The organism is Caballeronia terrestris, from assembly GCF_001544515.1.
GTDB lineage: Bacteria > Pseudomonadota > Gammaproteobacteria > Burkholderiales > Burkholderiaceae > Caballeronia > Caballeronia terrestris.
Genome location: NZ_FCOL02000017.1, coordinates 75,970 through 93,448 on the forward strand (window position 1 = coordinate 75,970; position 17,479 = coordinate 93,448).

A 17,479-nucleotide genomic window follows, 5' to 3' on the forward strand; every position below is an offset into this window, starting at 1 on the left:
CGCGGCGTCTGCGTAAAGTCACGAAACGCGGCTACGATGCAGGTCGCCATGAAGAAAACATCGACCCTGCTCGCGACTTTGTTCGTCGCCATCGCCTCCGCTTGCGGCGCGCCGCCCGCGCGCGCCTACGATCCGAACGCGCTTTGGGAGATCGTCCACGATAGCTGCGTGCCGGCGGCAGAGGGCGCGAACGTCGCGCAGAAATGCATCGACGTGAATCTAGCGGGCGGCTATGCGGTGCTGAAGGACCTGGTCGGCATCGCGCAGTATCTGCTGATCCCGACCGCGCGGGTCGGCGGGATCGAAAGCCCTGAACTACTGATGCCCGATGCGCCCAATTACTGGCGCGCGGCCTGGGAAGCGCGCCGCTACACCGAACAGGCGCTGCATCGCGAGATGCCGCGCGACACGCTGTCGCTTGCGATCAACTCCGCGCACGGACGCACGCAAAACCAGTTGCATATTCATATCGACTGCCTTGCGCGAGATGTCGTGAAGACCTTGCGCGAGGTTGGACCGCGCATCGGCACCGAGTGGACGACGCTGCCCGTGCTGTTGCGGGGGCATGCGTATCGCATACGCCGTATCGACGACGCCGACCTCCTTCACACCGATCCCTTCAAGGTGCTCGCGCCGGATATCGCGCGGGAAGGGCAGGTGATGGGCGAGCAGACGCTGCTGCTCGCGGGTGCCGTCCTGCGCGACGGCACGCCGGCGTTCTATCTGCTCAACGACCATGTCCAGCCGGGCGACTGGGCGTCGTCCGAGGAACTGCAGGATCACACGTGCGCGATCGCGCGCGAATCCGATGTCATCGACTCGAACACTCGATGACTCGAAGCGATGAAAAGTGACAACGCGCAGCGTGAGCCGGCTGCAACATGAGCCGAGGGACTTGGAAGCGCCATGGAATTCGCCCGGCAGATCGATTGGTCGGCGGATCTGACGTACGTCGACTCCCGTCGGGATTACGGTGAAGTCCGCGAGGTCGGCTATGGGCCGATCGAAAGCCGGCTTTACTGCGTGGTATTCACGCAGCGTGTTTTATCGTTGCGCATCATCAGCCTGCGCAAAGCAAACTACAGGGAGGTAGATCGCTATGTTCAAGAAAGTAAAGAGGCACTCGCCCGAAGAAGAAGCGGAGATCAACCGCCAGATAGCGGAAAATCCGGACGCGTATATCCCTTCCGACGAAGAGTTCGCGCGGTTGAAACCATTGGGCCGTCCGCGTCTTGAATCGCCGAAAGTGCAGTTGACGGTCCGTTATGACGCCGATGTCGTCGAGGCATTCAAGGCGACGGGTGAAGGCTGGCAGACGCGCATGAACAACGCGCTGCGCGAGTGGTTGCAGACGCATCGGGCAGCTTGACCGCTTGACGCATTAGCATCGAACGAAGCCGCTGGGCATGGTCCAGCGGCTTTTTTTTGTGCCGTCGTGCCGCGACGCAGTTCTCCTCTTGGCGACCATCGCGATCCAAACGTTTGCGCGATAAGACGCGTGCGAATCGCCGATGGCGTGTCAACGCGCCGTCGATGGCTTTCGTTATAGCACCCAGCGTCTTACGACTTCTTACCTTTCCATAGGCCTTCTTTTGTAATCTCAAGAAAGCTTAGATGGCTTAGAGCAACGCTAGCGCGCGATCTGCCATTTCGGCTTCCCAAATTTACCGTCAGGACATTCCCGTAAAGAAAGCAAGTCCTAAGATTCCGACTCAATTATTACGATATATTTCCGACCCGCCCTAAGACAATCCGAAGGTTTCGCCCAGATAAGTCCATGAAGTCACTAAAGATATTGCATAGCGAATCATCCAGAGGATGGGGCGGGCAGGAGGTCCGAACGTTGAAGGAAATGGTGGCGTTGCGCGAACTCGGACACAGGGTCGAACTCGTGTGTCCTTCCGATGCGTGCATCGGCCTGCGTTCGTCGGAACTCGGCTTTGCCGTGCATCACTCGCGCATGCGCGGCGGCGGCGACGTCCGCTCGATGATCTCGATCAAGGCGCTCCTGCGCCGCAAGGCGTTCGACGTGCTCAATACGCACAGCGGCCACGACAGCATCGTCGCGGGCTCGGCTGCGCGGCTGGCGGGCACGCCGCTCATCGTGCGCACGCGCCATCTCGCGCTGCCGATCAGCTCGCTCGCCACCTACAACTGGATACCGCACCGGGTGATCGCGGTGAGCCGCTACGTGCGCCAGTACCTGATCTCGGCGGGCGTGGTGGCGGGCCGCGTGCAGACCATTTACGACGGCATCCCGCGACACGAGCCGATCGCGCAATCGACGCTGCGCGCGGAACTCGGCCTCGGTCCCGATGCCGTGATCGGCGGCATGGTCGCGATCATGCGTGAGAAGAAGGGCCACGAAGACCTGATCGAGGCCGCCGAACCGCTCCTCGCGACGCGTCCGAACCTGCACTTCGTGATGGCCGGCGACGGCGACACGTTCGCGCGCGTCAAGGCGGCCGTCGTGCGCCGCGGACTAGCACAGCGCATCCATCTGCTCGGCTTTCGCTCCGATATTCCGAACGTGCTGCGCGGCTGCGATCTGTTCGTGCTGCCAACGCATCAGGAAGCGCTCGGCCAGTCGTTCATCGAGGCGATGGCGGCGGGGCTGCCGGTGATCGGTACGAGCGTCGACGGCGTGCCGGAACTGATCGAGGAGGACGTCAACGGTTTGCTCGTGCCCGCGAAGGACCCCGGCGCCCTGCGCGCGGCGATCCTGAAACTGGTCGACGATCCGGAACTGCGCGCGCGGCTCGGCCGGGAAGGGCAACGCATCACGGAAGGCGGTTTCACGATCGGCGGCATGGCCGATGAAACCGTCGATTTTTACCGGCGCAGCCTGAGCGAGCGGAGGCTCTTCGCATGAAACGCAGCGCGCGCGCCGTGCCTGTGCTGATGTACCACCATGTCAGCACCTCGCCGGGAATGATCACCGTCAGCCCCGCGCATTTCTCGGCGCAAATGGCGTATCTCGCGGAGGCGGGCTACCGGACGATCGGCGCGCAGCAGCTCGCGGGGTTTCTGGCGGGCGAAGAACCGGTGCCGCCGAAATCCGTCGTGCTAACCTTCGACGACGGCTATCTCGACAACTGGGTCCATGCGCATCCCGTGCTGCAGCGGCACGGCTTCACGGCGATGTGTTTTCTCGTCAGCGGCTGGCCGGGCGCGGGCGCGCCGCGCGCGAATGCGTCGGATGCCGGGGAATTGCCGAGCCTGCTGAATCATCACGATGGCGCGCTCGCGATCGAAGCGGGCCGCGCCGACGACGTGATCCTGCGGTGGTCCGAAATCGACGCGATGCGCCGGGCCGGCACGTTCGAGTTCCACAGCCATACGCACGAGCACGTGCGCTGGGATCGGGTGGCTGGCAGCCGCGAGGAAAAGCGCGCGAGCCTTAGCGACGACTTGCGCGCCGCCCGCGCGACGCTCGATGCGCGCCTGGGCACTGCGTCGGATCATTTGTGCTGGCCGGAAGGCTATTACGACGACGATTACCGAGAAATCGCGCTCGATGCCGGCTTCCGGCACTTCTACACTTGCGATGCGGGCACGAACGTGACGCGCCGGGAAGGCGTGGAACGCTCGATCAACCGCCTCGAAGTGCGCGACCGCCCGGCGTCGTGGCTGGCGAGCCGATTGTGGGTCCACAGCCGCCCGGCGCTCAGCCGCGCTTATCTGCGGATCAAGCGCTGACCGAAAACACGCGGCCGCACCTCTTCGATGGCCGCCTCGGGCAACACCTGCCTCAGCGTGCGGATCGTGAAGGCGAGATCCTCGCACGCGACATCGAATTCGAGGCTCAGCTCCGCATGATCGCGCGACGCGTGGCTCACATAAACACCCAGCGGTGAGTGAAAGAGACGGCGCATGCGCTCGCGGGCGGCATCGTCGTGTGCGCCGTGCACCACCGCCGACACCAGCACGCGCTGCGGTGAAAGAACCCTTTCCATAGACGGCACGCTCCAGAAGTGAACGCTTCGAAGCATAGGCGCGAGCGCGTAAACGCCGCGAAAAGAAACGCGTCGCCGGCGTATAAAACTGGCTCAGTCGATGCCGTGAAACACCGCATCGTCCGGGCCGACGTAGGCGGGCGAACGCCACGCGGCGTCGCGCATCGAATGCTGCACCTGATGCTCGACGCCCAGCAGGATCGCGAAAATCGCCATGCGCACCGGAATACCGTTGTCCGTCTGGCGAAAGATCGCGAGCCGCGAGTCGTGGTTCAGGTCGGTGGCGAGGTCGTTGGCGCCGGGGCGGCCGTCGCGCGGCAGCGGATGCATGATCAGCGTGTCGGGGCCGCAAACCGCGTTCACCAGCGCCTGGTTGATCTGGAAATCGGGTGTATAGCCTTCAATCGATTCGTCCGCGAAGCGCTCTTTCTGAATGCGCGTCGCATAGACGACGTCCGCGCCCGTGAGCCCAGCGCGCAAGTCGGTGGTCTGCTCGACCACGTGATCGCCCCGCGCGAGCTTCTCGACGATGTAGTCGGGCATCTCGAGCGAACGCGGTGACACCAGCGTGAATTTCAGCCCGCGATACAGCGACAACAGCTTCGCAAGCGAATGCACGGTGCGGCCGTACTTGAGGTCGCCGACCATTGCGATATGCGAGCCGTCGACGATCTTGCCGATGCGCGAAAACTCACGCTGGATCGTGTAGAGGTCGAGCAGCGCCTGGCTCGGGTGTTCACCGGGGCCATCGCCGGCGTTGATCACCGGGATATTGGTCGCGCGCGCGAATTCGGCGACCGAGCCTTGCTCCGGATGCCGCACGACGAGCGCGTCGGCGTAACCGCTGATCACGCGGCTCGTGTCGTAGATCGATTCGCCCTTCGCCATCGATGAAAACGTGAAGCCGGTCGTGTCGCACACCGAGCCGCCGAGCCTGCAGAACGCCGCGCCGAAACTCACGCGGGTGCGCGTGCTGGCTTCGAAGAACAGATTGGCGAGCACGGCGCCTTCGAGCACGCGGGTGATTTTCTGGCGCCAGGCGATGGGCTGCATGACGTCGGCGACGCGAAAGAGCGCTTCGGCCGAATCGCGCGAAAACTGGTCGACCGAGAGCAGTTGCGAACGGCCTTCGAACGCAATCGATGGCTGTACGCGCTGCGTATATTCGCCGCCGTCAGGCGCCCGTTCGAGAATCTCGGCGACGTAGCGCCCGGCGATCTCCGGCATTGCGCGCGATTCGGGCGAGCCGTCGGGCAGGAGCCACGTATCGAGCGCCCGTCGCGACACGCCGATACGGCTTGCGAACGCATCGCGCGTCATGTTGAGACGGCGCATTGCGTCGCGCAAGACGGTTTGCTGCTGAACGGCCATGTGTCGCTCCGGTATCGTTAATGTACGCGGAGCGTATACTAGGTCACTCGCCGATCAGATGCAACACGACTTCCCGCCGATGCGGCGCGCGCCGGTGTTCGAAGAGATAAATGCCCTGCCACGTCCCGAGCACCATTCGTCCCGCTTCGACCGGAATCGATAGCTGCACGGTCGTGAGCGCGGTGCGCAGGTGCGCGGGCATGTCGTCGGGACCTTCGGCGTCGTGGACGTAGCGCTCGGGCGACTCCGGCGCGATCGTCTCGAAGAAGCGTTCGAGGTCGGTGCGCACGTCGGGATCGGCGTTCTCCTGGATCAGCAGCGACGCGGACGTATGCCGGCAAAACACCGTCAGGATGCCGGTGCGGACGTCCTGCCGGTCGATCCAGTTGTCGATCTCGGCGGTGAATTCGTGCAGGCCGCGCGTGCGCGTCGCGACCGTCAGATGTTGCAGAGCCTGTTTCATGTCGGTTTCTCGCGAATGCCGTCCTTCCAGTGTATCGGCTGGAAAGCGTTTTGATAGGGCGTCCGGCGCGTCTATCCTGTTCGTGGACGTTTCCGCGATGAGCCGACTGACATGTCTCCTTCGAAGTGCGCGCTGCTCCTTTATCTCTGCCTGCCGGTGACGAACGCGTTCGCCGACGAACCGCGCGAAAACCACGGCAACGACCCGTTCCTGCACGTCTCGACGGCAATCGCCGGCTGCCCCGCGCCACGCGGCCCGTTCGAAACGCAGGCGGAGTGGCTTGCGGAGGCGCATTGGCGCATCGAGCGCGGCAATAGCTGCTGGATCGCGGGGCGCTGCCGGCTGTCGAACAGCTACGCGTACGACACGGAAATCGCGGAAAGCGTGACGCGGCGCCTCGCCTCGCTCAACGCGGACACCCAGTGGCGGGATAAAACGAGCCTCTGGCTGACGGTGCAGCGCCGCTTTATCTACCTCGACGGCTGCGTCGCGCGCAATTTCGACAAGGCGCTCTTCGTCTCGCAACTCGGCGAGACGGCGGACGTCGAAAAGGTCATCGACCGGACGGTGTTTTCGGGCAAGTGAGCCAATTTGGCATAAGCTTGATAACAGACCAGCCTCGTTAAAACAGGAACCACGGCGCTCGCGAGCCGTCGGTTTTCATCGATGAAAACGAACCCTTTCTGCCGGTTTGGCGTCGTGCTGCGTGCCCTGGCGATCCTGCTGCTGGCACTCGGCGCCGGTTCAGTCCCGCGCGTGGCGCACTCCGCTAGCGCGCCAGTGGCGGTGATCGCGGTTGCGGGGGCGATCGGCCCGGCGAGCGCCGATTTCATCGTCCGCTCACTCGCGCGCGCCGCCGACGACCACGCCCAGCTCGCCGTCCTCGAACTCGACACCCCCGGCGGCCTCGATCTCTCGATGCGCTCGATCATCAAGGCGATCCTAGCGTCGCCGGTGCCGGTCGTGGCGTTCATCGGGCCGAGCGGGGCGCGCGCCGCGAGCGCGGGCACCTATATCGTCTACGCGAGCCACATCGCCGCGATGGCGCCCGGCACGAACCTCGGCGCCGCGACGCCGATCCAGATCAGCGCGGGCGGCAAGCCTGACGCGCCGGCATCCGGCGCGGACACGCAATCGACCGAATCGCGCAAGCAAGTGCAGGACGCCGCCGCCTACATTCGCGGTTTGGCGCAGATGCGCGGCCGCAACGCCGAGTGGGCCGAACGCGCGGTGCGCGAAGCCGTGAGCCTGTCGGCGAGCGAGGCGCTGGCGCAGCGCGTAATCGACCTCACGGCCGCCGACGTGCCCGATCTCCTCACGAAACTCGACGGCCGCCGCGTGCGCACCCTCTCGGGCGAGACTGTCCTTTCGACCAAAAACGCTCAGATCATCTTGTTCAGGCCGGATTGGCGCAGCCGTTTCCTCGCGACGATCACGGACCCGAGCGTCGCGCTGATCCTCGTGATGATCGGCATGTACGGCCTTTTCTTCGAATTCGCGAATCCCGGTTTCATGCTGCCGGGCGTCGCGGGCGCGATCTGCCTGCTGGTCGGCCTGTTCGCGCTGCAACTCCTGCCGATCAGCTTCGTCGGCCTCGGTCTGATCGTGCTCGGCATCGGCTTTCTCGTCGCGGAAATGTTCCTGCCGACGTTCGGCACGCTCGGCATCGGCGGGATCGTCGCGTTTTCGATCGGCGCGCTGATGTTGATCGATACCGACGTGCCCGGCTTCGGCATTCCGGTGGGCGTCGTCGTGACGCTCGCCGTCGTGAGCGCGCTCTTCATCTTCGGCGTGTCGACGTTCGCGTTGAAGGCGCGCCGGCGGCCGGTCGTGTCGGGCGATCAGGCGATGCTCGGCAGCATCGGCGTGATGCTGGAAGAGGGCGACGGCGCCGGCTGGGCGCGCGTCCACGGCGAGCGCTGGCGCGTGCGTACCGCCGAGCCGCGCGCGCTTCCCGCACGTGGCTCACGCGTGCGCGTGACGGCACGCCAGGGTCTCACACTCACGGTCGAGCCATTGAACGAAGCCACGAACGAAGGAGAGCGGCAATGATGGGTTTCACATTCGGTTTCAGCGGCGTGCTGTTGGCGCTGATCATCCTGCTGCTGTTTTCATCGATACGGATTTTTCGCGAGTACGAACGCGGCGTCGTGTTCATGCTCGGGCGCTTCTGGAAGGTGAAAGGGCCGGGGCTCGTGCTCATTATCCCGGCCGTGCAGCAAGTCGTGCGGATGGACCTGCGCACCGTCGTCTTCGACGTGCCGCCGCAGGACGTGATCACGCGCGACAACGTGTCGGTGAAGGTGAACGCGGTCGTGTACTTTCGCGTGGTCGATCCGGAGAAGGCCGTGATCCAGGTCGCGCGCTTCCTGGAGGCGACGAGCCAGCTCTCGCAAACGACTTTGCGCGCGATCCTCGGCAAGCACGAACTCGACGAACTGCTCGCCGAGCGGGAGCGCCTGAACGCGGACATTCAGCGGGTGCTCGATGCGCAGACCGACGCGTGGGGCATCAAGGTGTCGAATGTAGAAATCAAGGACGTCGATATCAACGAGACGATGATCCGCGCGATCGCCCGCCAGGCCGAGGCCGAGCGCGAGCGGCGCGCGAAGATCATCCACGCGGAGGGCGAGTTGCAGGCATCGGAAAAGCTGCTGCAGGCGGCGCAGATGCTCGCGCAGGCGCCGCAGGCGATGCAGCTTCGCTACCTTCAGACTCTGACGACGATCGCCGGCGACAAGAATTCGACGATCGTCTTCCCGATGCCGATCGACCTGATTACGTCCCTCCTCGACAAGCTGAGGAAGGACTAGCCGCTCAGTCGACCGCGGGGAAATCGACTTCCGTGTCGTTGACGCGGTTCAGCAGGTTCGTGAACGTGATCACGCTGATCGCGAACAGCGCTTCGACGACTTGCGCTTCGCTGTAGCCGGCCGCGCGCACTTCGTCGACGCGCGCCTGATCGACCGTGCCGCTCGTCGTCACGACGTGGCGCACGAAGCGCACGAGCGCGTCGCGCTTTGTGTTGCCGGTGGCGTCGCCTGCGCGCACCTGTTTCGTTTCTTCGAGCGACAATCCCACCATCTTGCCGACGACGGTGTGCGCGGCCACACAATAGTCACAGCCGGCGATTTCGCTGACGGCGAGCTTGATCGCTTCGACGTCGCGCTTGTCGAGGCTGCTCTTGGCGAGCACCGCGTCGCCGTTGAGCGCGGCGGCGAGCACGGCCGGGCTGTGCGTGCCGACGGTTGCGTAGGCGTTGGGCACGCGGCCCATCGCGCGCTTGATGCCGGCGAAAAGGTCGGCGGTGACGCCGGTTGCATCGTTGACGTTGATTTGGGAAAAACGTGACATGGTGAGCTCCTGATTCGTTGGACAGCCATCCGTATGGCGTGATTGAACTTTATGGCGCGGCGCCTGGCGCGTGAATGCGCGACGGGATCGCAAACATGCTCGATCGGCTCACGATGTCGGAGTGAACGAGAGCAATGGAATACCTGACGACCCTGATCGCGGGGACGATCGGACCGGCGAGCGCCGATTGCATCGTCCGTGCACGCGCGCGGCTGACGAAGAGCGGCTCGCCGGGCGCGAGCGCCGGAACGCGAACGTCCAGCGCGTACTCGACGTGCAGACCGGCGTCTGGGGCATCAAGGAATCGAAGGTGTATATCCACGACGATGATCCGCCGCGCGTTTGCCCGCGAGGCCGAAGGCGAGCGCGAGCGGCGCACGAAGGTCATTCATGCGGGAGGCGAGTTGCAGGCATCGGAAAGGCTGGCAGGCGGCGCGCATGGTCGCGCAGGCGTTGCAGCTTCGCTACCTTCAGACTTTGACGACGATCGCCGGTGACAAGAATCCGACGATCGCGTCCCCGATGCCGATGGACTCAACTACGTCCCTGCTGGACAAGCTGAAGCGGGATTGATAGCGTGCAGGCTCAGGAGACAGCAGGGAAGTCGATGACGGTGTCGTTGACCCGGTTCACCAGGTTCGTGAACGTGACCGCGCTGATGGCGTAGAGCATGCCGATCACCTGGGCTTCGCTGTAGCCGGCCGCGCGCACCTCATCGAGGCTCGCCTGGTCGATGGTGCCGCGCGTGGTCACAAGGTGGCGAACGAAAGCAACGAGCGCGTCGCGTTTTTCATTGCCCGTTGCGTGGCCCGCACGAATCCGTTTCGCATCATCGGGCGGCAGGCCCACCATTTTGGCGATCGCACTATGAGCGGCGACGCAGTAGTCACAGCCGGCCACTTCGCTGACCGTGAGCATGATCGCTTCGATATCGCGCTTGTCGAGCCCGCTCTTGGCGAGCACGGCGTCGCCGCCGAGTGCCACGGAAAGCGCTGCCGGGCTGTGCGTACCGATGGTCGCGTAGACGTTCGGCACGCGGCCGATGGCCTTGGTGATGCCAGCGAAGAGATCGCCGGTGACGCCGGTGGCTTCGTTGACGTTGATGGTTGCGAGGCGTGACATGAGCGATTCCTTTTTTAGTTGGCTTTCCTGATGGAAGGCCGGGAATTGTATCCTTGCAGAAGGTGATTCGGGACGCTAGCCGTGCTTGAAATTGCTTTCCTGGTTGAAGTCTTTGTGGTTTCAAAAAAGAGAAGGATTCCGGATGGACTACCTGACGACCCTGAAGGTGTTCTGCACGGTGGTCGAGGCAAAGAGCTTCACGCGCGCGGCCGACATTCTCGGCGTGACGCCGCCCGTCGTTTCGCGTGCGATTTCGACGCTCGAACAGCGCCTCGGCAGCCGCCTCTTCAACCGCACGACGCGGCAGATTTCGCTGACCGAGACGGCCGAGCACTTCTTCGCGGGCTGCTCGCGCCTGCTCGACGAACTCGACGCGCTCGAGGAGAGCGCCTCGACGCGCGCGAGCGAGGCGACCGGCGTGCTGCGGCTCGTCGCACATACGACCGCGACGGTCAATCGCCTCGTGCCGCTGATCGCCGCGTTCCGGCGCCGGCATCCGCAGGTGCGGCTCGACGTGACGCTGACCGAGCGCCCGGTCGATCTCGTCGCGGAAGGGTACGACCTCGCGCTCGTGCTGCCCTTCATGCTGACGACCGATAACGTCATCACGCGTCTTCTGGAGCGCATTCCGCTCGTGCTCGTGGCGGCGCCCGCTTATCTCGAAACGCATCCGGCGCCGCGGCATCCGTCGGAACTCGTGGATCACGAATTCGTGCCGATGTCGGCATCGATACGCAAGCCCGAGCTGACGTTTCGCATCGGCGGGGAGGAAATCACGGTGCCGCTGAGGTTCGACATCTCGTCGAACAGCGCCGATTTCAATCGACAAATGGTGCTGGAGGGCTTCGGAATCGGGATATTGCCGCTTGGGCTGGTGCAGGGGGAAATCGCGTCGGGGAGGATGGTGACGCTGCTCGACCCGTTCGAACTGATGAGCGGCGCGATCGAGATCCGGCTCGCATACAGCACGCGCGCGCTGCTGCCCGCAAAAGTGCGCGCGTTCGTCGATCTCGCGGCGGAATTCTTCGACGGCGGCGGACCGGCCTGAACCGCGCGGAGGCTTATCCGATAGGCCTCACCGCCGATTATTGCCAGCCGCGTTATTCACTCATGTGCGCGATGCGGCTTGACGTGGTGCATATGCACAACTAGCCTGTCGCCTATCCACAAGTGTCATTGAAAGGCACTTCTTCCAATCTCTATGGTGCATATGCACTTTATACGACAATGTCCAGCCCCTCAACTGACGTTTCACCGGTAATTACCCCAGCGCTGCCGAAAGCGGCGCGGCGCACGCCGTGGATGCTGCTCGCCCTCGGCGCGGTTGGTGTCGTGGTGATCGCTGCAACGACGTACTGGGCGCTCGTGCTGCGCTTCGTCCAGACGACCGACGATGCCTACGTCGGCGGCAACGTGACGGTGATGGCGCCGAAGGTCAACGGCTTCGTCGCCGATCTGCTCGTACAGGACAACCAGCGCGTGACCGCGGGCCAGGAACTCGTGCGCCTCGATGCCCGCGACTACGACGCGCGCCTCGCGCAGGCAGGCGCGGAAGTGTCGAGCGCACAGGCCGCCGTCGCCGAATTGCAGGCGAAGCGCGACTTGCAGGCCGCCGTGATCAACCAGCAGCAGGCGGAAGTGCGGGCGTCGTCGGCGGAATTGACGCGCAGCGCGTCGGACCGCGTGCGCTATCGCGAGCTGGTGAAGGACGACGCCGTATCGAGCCAGATCGTCGAGCGCGCGGACGCCGATTACACGAAGGCGAGCGCGTCCGTCGAGCGCAGCGGGGCGTCGCTCGTCGCGGCAAAACGCCAGTTGGCCGTGATCGAAGCGCAGATCGCCGATGCCAATGCGCGCGTCGCGACGGCCGAAGCGGCGCGTCGCGTCGCGGAACTGAACGTCGAGTACACGACGATCCGCTCGCCGGTGGACGGCTACGTCGGCAACCGCACGGCGCGGGTCGGGATGCTGGCGAACACGGGCGTGGCGCTTCTGACGATCGTGCCGTCGTCGGGACTCTGGATCGACGCCAATTTCAAGGAGGATCAGCTCAAAAAGATGCGCGTCGGCGATGAAGTCGACGTCGATCTCGACGCCTCCAGCACGCCGATCCACGGCCGCGTGGAAAGCCTCGCCCCGGCGACCGGCGCAACCTTCAGCGTGCTCCCCGCCGAAAACGCGACCGGCAACTTCACGAAGATCGTGCAGCGCGTGCCGGTGCGCGTACGACTCGACATACCGAAGGAGATGCAGGCGGTGCTGCGCCCGGGCTTGTCGGCGACGGTCACGGTGCATCTGGCCGGCGCGAACTGACATGACCGCGACCCTTCCACTCGATCCCGCCAGCCAGCCCACGAAACAGCGCGTGTTCGCGTTCGCGCTGATGTGCCTCGGCTTTTTCATGGCGACGCTCGACATCCAGATCGTCGCGTCGTCGCTGAAGGACATCGGCGGCGGTTTATCGGCGAGCCAGGACGAGCTTTCGTGGGTCCAGACGTCGTACCTGATCGCCGAAATCCTCGTGATCCCGATGTCCGGCTGGCTCTCGAAGGTGTTCTCCACGCGCTGGCTCTTCGCCGCGTCGGCGGTCGGTTTCACGATTACGAGCATGCTGTGCGGCATCGCATGGGACATCAACTCGATGATCCTCTTTCGCGGCCTGCAGGGCGCGCTCGGCGCCGCGATGATCCCGACCGTCTTCACGACTGCCTTTGTGCTATTCCCCGGCAAGCAGCGCCTGATCGCCTCGACGACGATCGGCGCGCTCGCCTCGCTGGCGCCGGCGATCGGCCCGGTGATCGGCGGGTGGATCACGTCGCAATGGTCGTGGCACTGGCTGTTCTATTTGAACGTCGTGCCGGGCATCGCGGTCGCGGCGCTCGTGCCGAAGTTCGTGCACATCGACGAGCCCGATCTCTCGCTCCTGAAAAAAGGCGACTACCTCGGCATCGTGCTGATGTCCGGTTTTCTCGGCTGTCTCGAATATGTGCTGGAAGAAGGGCCGCGCAAGAACTGGTTCGGCGATCACGTCATCGTCGCGTGTACGTGGATTTCGGCGATTTGTGGCTTTTTGTTCTTCGTGCACGCGTTCACGGCGAAGGACCCGATCGTCGATCTGAAGGCGCTCGCGGTGCGCAATTTCGCGATCGGCAGCCTGCTGTCGTTCGTGACGGGCATCGGAATTTTCGTATCGGTGTTCCTGACGCCGGTGTTCCTGAGCCGCGTGCGGGGCTTCGATTCGCTCGAAATCGGGATCGCGCTGCTGTCGGTCGGATGTTTCCAGTTGCTCGCGCTCGGCGCCTACGCGCTCGCGACGAAGTTCATCGATATGCGCGTGCTGCTGGTTTTCGGCCTCGTGTGTTTCGGCGCGGGTTGCTATCTCTACACACCGCTCACGAACCAGTGGGGCTGGCATGAACTGCTGCTGCCGCAGGCGCTGCGCGGCATCGGCCAGCAGTTCGCCGTACCGCCGATCGTCACGATGGCGCTCGGCTCGTTGCCGCCGTCGCGGCTGAAATCGGCGAGCGGGCTTTTCAACCTGATGCGCAATCTCGGCGGCGCGATCGGCATCGCGGTCAGCGCGACGATGCTCAACGATCGCCTGAATCTCCACTATCTGCGGCTGAACGAGGGCGTGACGGTCGGCAATCCGCAGGTCGAGGGGCTGCTCGCGCGCAGTGCGGGGCACTTCGCGTCGGTGGCGGGCGATGCGCTCGACGCCACGCAGGCCGGGCTCGCGAACCTGCACGCGCTCGTGTTTCGCGAGGCGCTCGTACTGACGTTCGCCGATTGCTTCTACTTGCTGGCGCTGTGTTTCACGGTGGGCGTGGTCAGCGTCCTGTTCTCGCGGCCGATCACTAGCGCGCCGCCTTCTTCCGACGCGCACTGAGCCTCCACGCGGAAATTTGAGACGATCATGAGAAAACTTCTCGTTGAAATCCTGGCTTGTCTGTCGCTGGCCGCGTGTGCGGTGCAACCCGCGACGCACGCCGATTTGCCGGCCACGGTCACAGCTACGGCACCCGCCGCCTGGAGCGTGGACGTGCCGCGCGATCCCGCCGATCCTGCCGCGTGGTGGACCCAGTTCGGCGACCCGGTGCTGCACGAACTCGTGGCGTCGGTATTGAACGACAACCTCGACTTGCAAGCCGCCGTCGAGCGCGTGAAGCAGGCGCAGGCGCTCACGACGCAGCGCCGCGCCGCGCTCCTCCCGCAACTCGATGCGAACGCCGGCGCCTCCGATGCCCGCCAGAACACGCCGCCGCCGCTCGGCTACGTGCGTCAGGCGGGGATCGGGTTGTCGTTGAGCTGGACGCCCGATGTGTTCGGCGGTGAGCGGCTGGAACTGCTGGCGTCGCAGGCGCAACTCGTCGGACGCGAACATGCCGCCGATCAGTTGCGGCTCGCGCTCGCAGCCGATACGGCGTCAGCGTATGTCGATTTGCGCTGGGCGCAGGCGGAACTGAAGATCCTGCAGGACAATCTCGCGATCCGCGAACGCGCGCTGCGGCTGACGCAGCGCCGCCTGCAATACGGCCTCTCGACGCAACTCGACGTCTCGCGCGCGCAGAATCAGTTGAGCGACCTCCAATCGCGCATTCCGCGCGCTCAGTCGACGATTCAGCATCAGTTGAGCCTGATCGCCGTGTACTCGGGGCGGACGCCCGAATCCGTCGACCGGCTGATGCTCGCGAACGCTGGCGACGCACCCGTGATCCCGATGCCCGCGAGCGGCGTGCCGCAGACGCTGCCGTCGGACGCTCTCCTGCGCCGCCCCGACGTGCTCGCCGCGTACGCGACCGTCCAGCAGCGCGCGGCGGAGGTCGGGGTATCGAGGGCGGAGCGCTATCCGAAGTTTTCGCTGCGGCTGACGGACGGCTTGCTGGCGTCGTCGTATCTTGGACTGCCCACCCTCACCGACAACCTCTTCAGCGCCGCCCTCAACGCGACCAGCCCGATTTTCAATGCGGGCCGGATCACGGCCGGGATCGAGCAGAGCGAGAGCCGGTTGCGCGAATCTGATCTGAACCTGCGGCAGACGATGCTCCAGGCGCTGAAGGAAGTCGAAGATACGAGGAGCGACCTCGTCAGCACGACCGAGCAGTCCGCGCGTCTCACGGATGCGCTCGCCGCATCGGACAAGTCGTTGACACTTTCGACGCAGCTATACAAAGGCGGCGCGGCGAGCTTCCTGGACGTGCTGGCGGCGCAGGAGTCATATCTGCAGGACGCGGATTCACTGAATCTGGCGAAGCGCGAGCATGCGCTGGCGGCGGTGGCGCTGTACCGGTCGCTCGGCGGCGGATGGAGCCAGACGCCCGCCGATGCCGATGCGCTCGCGAGCCGCACGCCGTCGCTCGTCGAAGCGGTCAAGTAAGGAGAACGGGAATATGAGCCTGATCGAAGAAACCGGCGCCGGCCTCGACGGCCTGTCGCAACTGCGCGCGCTGATCGCCTCGGGACGCAAGCCCGGAATTCTCGTCGCGCTCGATTTCGACTTCGTGGAAGTCGAGGCGGGCAGGGCGGTGTTCGCGGGCATCGCGGGCGAACACGCATACAACCCGATCGGCACCGTGCACGGCGGCTACGCGGCCACACTGCTCGACTCGGCGTGCGGATGCGCCGTGCACTCGTGTCTCACGCCGGCGCAGGCCTACACGACGCTCGAACTGAAGGTGGCGTACCACAAGGCGATCACGCGCGATTCGGGTCTGCTGCGCGCCGAAGGCCGAGTGCTGTCGATCGGACGGCGCGCCGCGTTCGCCGAGGCGACGCTCAAGGACGCGAGCGGCCGCCTGCACGCCTCCGCGACCTCGACGCTACTTGTCATCGACCGGTAAAGGGCGCGCTTACGGCGAGGCGGGCGAGTTCCGCGGCGAGTTCGTCGATATAGGCGTCGGTGAGGCCGCACTCCGCGAGCGCGTGCTGCAGCATAAACACATACTCCGCGTTCGTGCCGAACAAACCCGCCGCGACGTGCATCAGCGGCGCAATCGTGGACGGGCGCGCGTCGGCTTCGTATTGTGACTTTTCGTGATCCGCGACGAAGGCGATCGCGGACGTTTCGGTGCCGTCGTCGAGCGTGACGGGCGCCCACGTTGGGCGATAGGCGCCGGTCACCATCTCGCGCGTCCAGAGGATTCTGAGTTCTTCGTCGAGCGTGGCGTTGCACAGCCGCAGCGCGACGCCTTGCGTACTGCCGCCCGGCTCCAGCGACAGCATCCGTCCGGGCCGCTCTGGCGTGCCGCGCCCGGCGATCACGCTGAGACAGAAGCTGCGGTGCCAGTCGTGCAGCGTCGCGATACGCCGGCTGTCGTAGACGGAAATCGGGTTCCACATCAGCGAGCCGTAGGCGAAAACCCAGACGTCGCCGTCGGTGGGACGCAACCGCATGGTCTCCGTGAGCGATTGATCGATGCGCTCCTGGCTCCAGAGGATTTCCTTCGGCAGCGTGTCGAAGCTCTCGAGATACGCTCCCGAGTTGATGGCGTCTCTGTTCAGCATCCGGTTTTTCCCGTCTTCATGGCTCGTGCAGGGTCACGCCGCTTCGCGCGGAGCAATGGTGCGCGCGATCTCCTCCGCGTGCTCCCGCTCGGCAATCTTCAGGTCGTACGTCACTTGCAGATTGAGCCACGTCTGGGCGTCGCCGCCGAAGTAGCGCGCGAGCCGCAGCGCCGTTTCGGGCGTGATGCCGCGCCGCTCGAGCACGATGTCGTTGATGCGGTTCGCCGTGACGTCGAGCGCGCGGGCGAGCGCGTTCGCGGTCATGTTGAGCGGCACGAGATAGTCCTCGCGCAGCACTTCGCCCGGGTGGACCGGCCGCATGCCGTTCGTGAAATTGGCCATGTGTGTAGTCTCGCTTAATGGTGGTCGCTTAGTGGTAGTCGATTAGCCGCACGTCGGCGGGTCCGTCCGGCGTCCATGAAAAAAGAAGGCGCCACTGATTGTTCACGCGAATGCTGTACGTATTGGCGAGATCGCCGCGCAATACTTCGAGCCGATTGCCCGGCGGCGTGCGCAACGCGCTGAGCGTGGCGGCGGCGTCGAGCAACGTGAGCTTGCGCTCGGCTGCGGCCAGAATGTTCGCGAAGAGCCGGGAGCTCCCGGTTTCAAACAGCGCCCTCGTTTCGGCGCACTCGAAAGAAACAATCATTGGTCGTTATTCTATGCCGTTTGCCGGCAAGCGGCAAACTATTTTTCGTGGATTCCGCTG

20 protein-coding genes and 2 pseudogenes are annotated in these 17,479 nt (G+C 64.7%); 14 read left to right on the top strand and 8 right to left on the bottom strand.

From position 1 onward, the window contains the following. Positions 1 to 48: 48 nt before the first annotated feature. From AWB67_RS16400 to AWB67_RS16420, 5 genes and pseudogenes are all read left to right on the top strand, one after another. Positions 49 to 834, top strand: a complete 786-nt coding sequence (locus AWB67_RS16400; protein WP_087657354.1) for a CDP-diacylglycerol diphosphatase — start codon at positions 49 to 51, stop codon at positions 832 to 834. Between the two features lie 72 nt (positions 835 to 906). Beyond that, a pseudogene (locus AWB67_RS43365) lies at positions 907 to 1,113 on the top strand (BrnT family toxin); the annotation flags it as partial. Then, positions 1,100 to 1,369 (top strand): BrnA antitoxin family protein, encoded by a 270-nt coding sequence (locus AWB67_RS16410; RefSeq protein WP_374729824.1) that lies wholly within the window; start codon positions 1,100 to 1,102, stop codon positions 1,367 to 1,369. The pseudogene AWB67_RS43365 and the gene AWB67_RS16410, both read left to right, overlap by 14 nt. Positions 1,370 to 1,777: 408 nt before the next feature. After that, positions 1,778 to 2,872 (top strand): glycosyltransferase family 4 protein, encoded by a 1,095-nt coding sequence (locus AWB67_RS16415; protein ID WP_087657310.1) that lies wholly within the window; start codon positions 1,778 to 1,780, stop codon positions 2,870 to 2,872. Beyond that, positions 2,869 to 3,699, top strand: a complete 831-nt coding sequence (locus AWB67_RS16420; RefSeq protein WP_087657311.1) for a polysaccharide deacetylase family protein — start codon at positions 2,869 to 2,871, stop codon at positions 3,697 to 3,699. Before AWB67_RS16415 ends, AWB67_RS16420 begins: the two co-directional genes overlap by 4 nt. Here the strand turns inward: AWB67_RS16420 and AWB67_RS16425 are convergent. The 3 genes from AWB67_RS16425 to AWB67_RS16435 all read right to left on the bottom strand — a co-directional run bounded on the left by AWB67_RS16425 (position 3,678) and on the right by AWB67_RS16435 (position 5,790). Beyond that, positions 3,678 to 3,956 (bottom strand): hypothetical protein, encoded by a 279-nt coding sequence (locus tag AWB67_RS16425; RefSeq protein WP_235025192.1) that lies wholly within the window; start codon positions 3,954 to 3,956, stop codon positions 3,678 to 3,680. The two genes, AWB67_RS16420 and AWB67_RS16425, sit on opposite strands and share 22 nt — an antisense overlap. 93 nt (positions 3,957 to 4,049) lie before the next feature. Continuing rightward, entirely contained in the window at positions 4,050 to 5,327 is a 1,278-nt protein-coding gene (locus tag AWB67_RS16430; RefSeq protein ID WP_087657313.1) for an aspartate carbamoyltransferase, read from the bottom strand. Positions 5,328 to 5,370: 43 nt separating this feature from the next. Further along, positions 5,371 to 5,790 (bottom strand): secondary thiamine-phosphate synthase enzyme YjbQ, encoded by a 420-nt coding sequence (locus AWB67_RS16435; RefSeq protein WP_087657314.1) that lies wholly within the window; start codon positions 5,788 to 5,790, stop codon positions 5,371 to 5,373. Between the two features lie 111 nt (positions 5,791 to 5,901). Here AWB67_RS16435 and AWB67_RS16440 point away from each other — a divergent pair, with 111 nt between their 5' ends. The 3 genes from AWB67_RS16440 (at position 5,902) to AWB67_RS16450 (ending at position 8,603) form a co-directional block, all read left to right on the top strand. Continuing rightward, positions 5,902 to 6,375: a BON domain-containing protein gene (locus AWB67_RS16440; RefSeq protein ID WP_087657315.1), complete on the top strand. Its 474-nt coding sequence runs from the start codon at positions 5,902 to 5,904 to the stop codon at positions 6,373 to 6,375. A gap of 81 nt (positions 6,376 to 6,456) precedes the next feature. After that, positions 6,457 to 7,842 carry an NfeD family protein gene (locus AWB67_RS16445; protein WP_087657316.1) on the top strand — a complete coding sequence of 462 codons (1,386 nt, stop codon included), beginning with the start codon at positions 6,457 to 6,459 and terminating at the stop codon, positions 7,840 to 7,842. Beyond that, a complete protein-coding gene (locus AWB67_RS16450; RefSeq protein WP_087657317.1) occupies positions 7,839 to 8,603 on the top strand; it encodes a slipin family protein in 765 nt (254 codons plus the stop codon). The genes AWB67_RS16445 and AWB67_RS16450 overlap by 4 nt, the downstream gene beginning before the upstream one ends. A gap of 4 nt (positions 8,604 to 8,607) precedes the next feature. Here the strand turns inward: AWB67_RS16450 and AWB67_RS16455 are convergent, their stop codons facing one another. Then, positions 8,608 to 9,144, bottom strand: coding sequence for a carboxymuconolactone decarboxylase family protein (locus tag AWB67_RS16455; RefSeq protein ID WP_087657318.1), 537 nt, complete (start codon positions 9,142 to 9,144; stop codon positions 8,608 to 8,610). Between the two features lie 226 nt (positions 9,145 to 9,370). On the opposite strand from AWB67_RS16455, the pseudogene AWB67_RS41865 reads away from it, so the two are divergent. Continuing rightward, a pseudogene (locus AWB67_RS41865) lies at positions 9,371 to 9,717 on the top strand (SPFH domain-containing protein); the annotation flags it as partial. A gap of 12 nt (positions 9,718 to 9,729) precedes the next feature. Here the strand turns inward: AWB67_RS41865 and AWB67_RS16470 are convergent. Next, complete coding sequence (locus tag AWB67_RS16470; protein ID WP_087657321.1) at positions 9,730 to 10,266, bottom strand: carboxymuconolactone decarboxylase family protein; 537 nt, start codon at positions 10,264 to 10,266, stop codon at positions 9,730 to 9,732. A gap of 142 nt (positions 10,267 to 10,408) precedes the next feature. Here AWB67_RS16470 and AWB67_RS16475 point away from each other — a divergent pair, with 142 nt between their 5' ends. The 5 genes from AWB67_RS16475 to AWB67_RS16495 all read left to right on the top strand — a co-directional run bounded on the left by AWB67_RS16475 (position 10,409) and on the right by AWB67_RS16495 (position 16,106). Next, on the top strand, positions 10,409 to 11,314 hold the full coding sequence (locus AWB67_RS16475) for a LysR family transcriptional regulator (RefSeq protein ID WP_087657322.1): 906 nt from the start codon (positions 10,409 to 10,411) through the stop codon (positions 11,312 to 11,314). Positions 11,315 to 11,493: 179 nt separating this feature from the next. Next, positions 11,494 to 12,579: an HlyD family secretion protein gene (locus tag AWB67_RS16480; RefSeq protein ID WP_087657323.1), complete on the top strand. Its 1,086-nt coding sequence runs from the start codon at positions 11,494 to 11,496 to the stop codon at positions 12,577 to 12,579. A gap of 1 nt (position 12,580) precedes the next feature. Beyond that, a complete protein-coding gene (locus AWB67_RS16485) occupies positions 12,581 to 14,155 on the top strand; it encodes a DHA2 family efflux MFS transporter permease subunit (protein WP_087657324.1) in 1,575 nt (524 codons plus the stop codon). A 27-nt stretch (positions 14,156 to 14,182) separates the two neighbouring features. After that, on the top strand, positions 14,183 to 15,643 hold the full coding sequence (locus AWB67_RS16490) for an efflux transporter outer membrane subunit (protein ID WP_087657325.1): 1,461 nt from the start codon (positions 14,183 to 14,185) through the stop codon (positions 15,641 to 15,643). Positions 15,644 to 15,656: 13 nt separating this feature from the next. Then, positions 15,657 to 16,106, top strand: coding sequence for a PaaI family thioesterase (locus tag AWB67_RS16495; protein WP_087657326.1), 450 nt, complete (start codon positions 15,657 to 15,659; stop codon positions 16,104 to 16,106). Here the strand turns inward: AWB67_RS16495 and AWB67_RS16500 are convergent. From AWB67_RS16500 to AWB67_RS16510, 3 genes are read right to left on the bottom strand one after another with little or no spacing between them, the layout of a single operon-like run. Beyond that, a complete protein-coding gene (locus AWB67_RS16500) occupies positions 16,093 to 16,770 on the bottom strand; it encodes a gamma-glutamylcyclotransferase (RefSeq protein ID WP_087657327.1) in 678 nt (225 codons plus the stop codon). The genes AWB67_RS16495 and AWB67_RS16500 overlap by 14 nt on opposite strands. A gap of 33 nt (positions 16,771 to 16,803) precedes the next feature. Beyond that, entirely contained in the window at positions 16,804 to 17,112 is a 309-nt protein-coding gene (locus AWB67_RS16505) for a HigA family addiction module antitoxin (RefSeq protein ID WP_087657328.1), read from the bottom strand. Positions 17,113 to 17,140: 28 nt separating this feature from the next. Continuing rightward, positions 17,141 to 17,419: a type II toxin-antitoxin system RelE/ParE family toxin gene (locus AWB67_RS16510; RefSeq protein ID WP_087657329.1), complete on the bottom strand. Its 279-nt coding sequence runs from the start codon at positions 17,417 to 17,419 to the stop codon at positions 17,141 to 17,143. Positions 17,420 to 17,479: the final 60 nt, after the last annotated feature.

Excerpts from the sequence above, each read along its gene's own strand:
- AWB67_RS16470 (WP_087657321.1), bottom strand. The coding sequence starts at position 10,266 with ATGTCACGCCTCGCAACCATCAACGTCAACGAAGCCACCGGCGTCACC.
- AWB67_RS16400 (WP_087657354.1), top strand. The coding sequence starts at position 49 with ATGAAGAAAACATCGACCCTGCTCGCGACTTTGTTCGTCGCCATCGCC.
- AWB67_RS16410 (WP_374729824.1), top strand. The coding sequence starts at position 1,100 with ATGTTCAAGAAAGTAAAGAGGCACTCGCCCGAAGAAGAAGCGGAGATC.
- AWB67_RS16425 (WP_235025192.1), bottom strand. The coding sequence starts at position 3,956 with ATGGAAAGGGTTCTTTCACCGCAGCGCGTGCTGGTGTCGGCGGTGGTG.
- AWB67_RS16505 (WP_087657328.1), bottom strand. The coding sequence starts at position 17,112 with ATGGCCAATTTCACGAACGGCATGCGGCCGGTCCACCCGGGCGAAGTG.
- AWB67_RS16495 (WP_087657326.1), top strand. The coding sequence starts at position 15,657 with ATGAGCCTGATCGAAGAAACCGGCGCCGGCCTCGACGGCCTGTCGCAA.
- AWB67_RS16485 (WP_087657324.1), top strand. The coding sequence starts at position 12,581 with ATGACCGCGACCCTTCCACTCGATCCCGCCAGCCAGCCCACGAAACAG.
- AWB67_RS16440 (WP_087657315.1), top strand. The coding sequence starts at position 5,902 with ATGTCTCCTTCGAAGTGCGCGCTGCTCCTTTATCTCTGCCTGCCGGTG.
- AWB67_RS16430 (WP_087657313.1), bottom strand. The coding sequence starts at position 5,327 with ATGGCCGTTCAGCAGCAAACCGTCTTGCGCGACGCAATGCGCCGTCTC.
- AWB67_RS16510 (WP_087657329.1), bottom strand. The coding sequence starts at position 17,419 with ATGATTGTTTCTTTCGAGTGCGCCGAAACGAGGGCGCTGTTTGAAACC.
- AWB67_RS16480 (WP_087657323.1), top strand. The coding sequence starts at position 11,494 with ATGTCCAGCCCCTCAACTGACGTTTCACCGGTAATTACCCCAGCGCTG.
- AWB67_RS16415 (WP_087657310.1), top strand. The coding sequence starts at position 1,778 with ATGAAGTCACTAAAGATATTGCATAGCGAATCATCCAGAGGATGGGGC.
- AWB67_RS16475 (WP_087657322.1), top strand. The coding sequence starts at position 10,409 with ATGGACTACCTGACGACCCTGAAGGTGTTCTGCACGGTGGTCGAGGCA.
- AWB67_RS16450 (WP_087657317.1), top strand. The coding sequence starts at position 7,839 with ATGATGGGTTTCACATTCGGTTTCAGCGGCGTGCTGTTGGCGCTGATC.
- AWB67_RS16435 (WP_087657314.1), bottom strand. The coding sequence starts at position 5,790 with ATGAAACAGGCTCTGCAACATCTGACGGTCGCGACGCGCACGCGCGGC.
- AWB67_RS16445 (WP_087657316.1), top strand. The coding sequence starts at position 6,457 with ATGAAAACGAACCCTTTCTGCCGGTTTGGCGTCGTGCTGCGTGCCCTG.
- AWB67_RS16490 (WP_087657325.1), top strand. The coding sequence starts at position 14,183 with ATGAGAAAACTTCTCGTTGAAATCCTGGCTTGTCTGTCGCTGGCCGCG.
- AWB67_RS16420 (WP_087657311.1), top strand. The coding sequence starts at position 2,869 with ATGAAACGCAGCGCGCGCGCCGTGCCTGTGCTGATGTACCACCATGTC.
- AWB67_RS16455 (WP_087657318.1), bottom strand. The coding sequence starts at position 9,144 with ATGTCACGTTTTTCCCAAATCAACGTCAACGATGCAACCGGCGTCACC.
- AWB67_RS16500 (WP_087657327.1), bottom strand. The coding sequence starts at position 16,770 with ATGCTGAACAGAGACGCCATCAACTCGGGAGCGTATCTCGAGAGCTTC.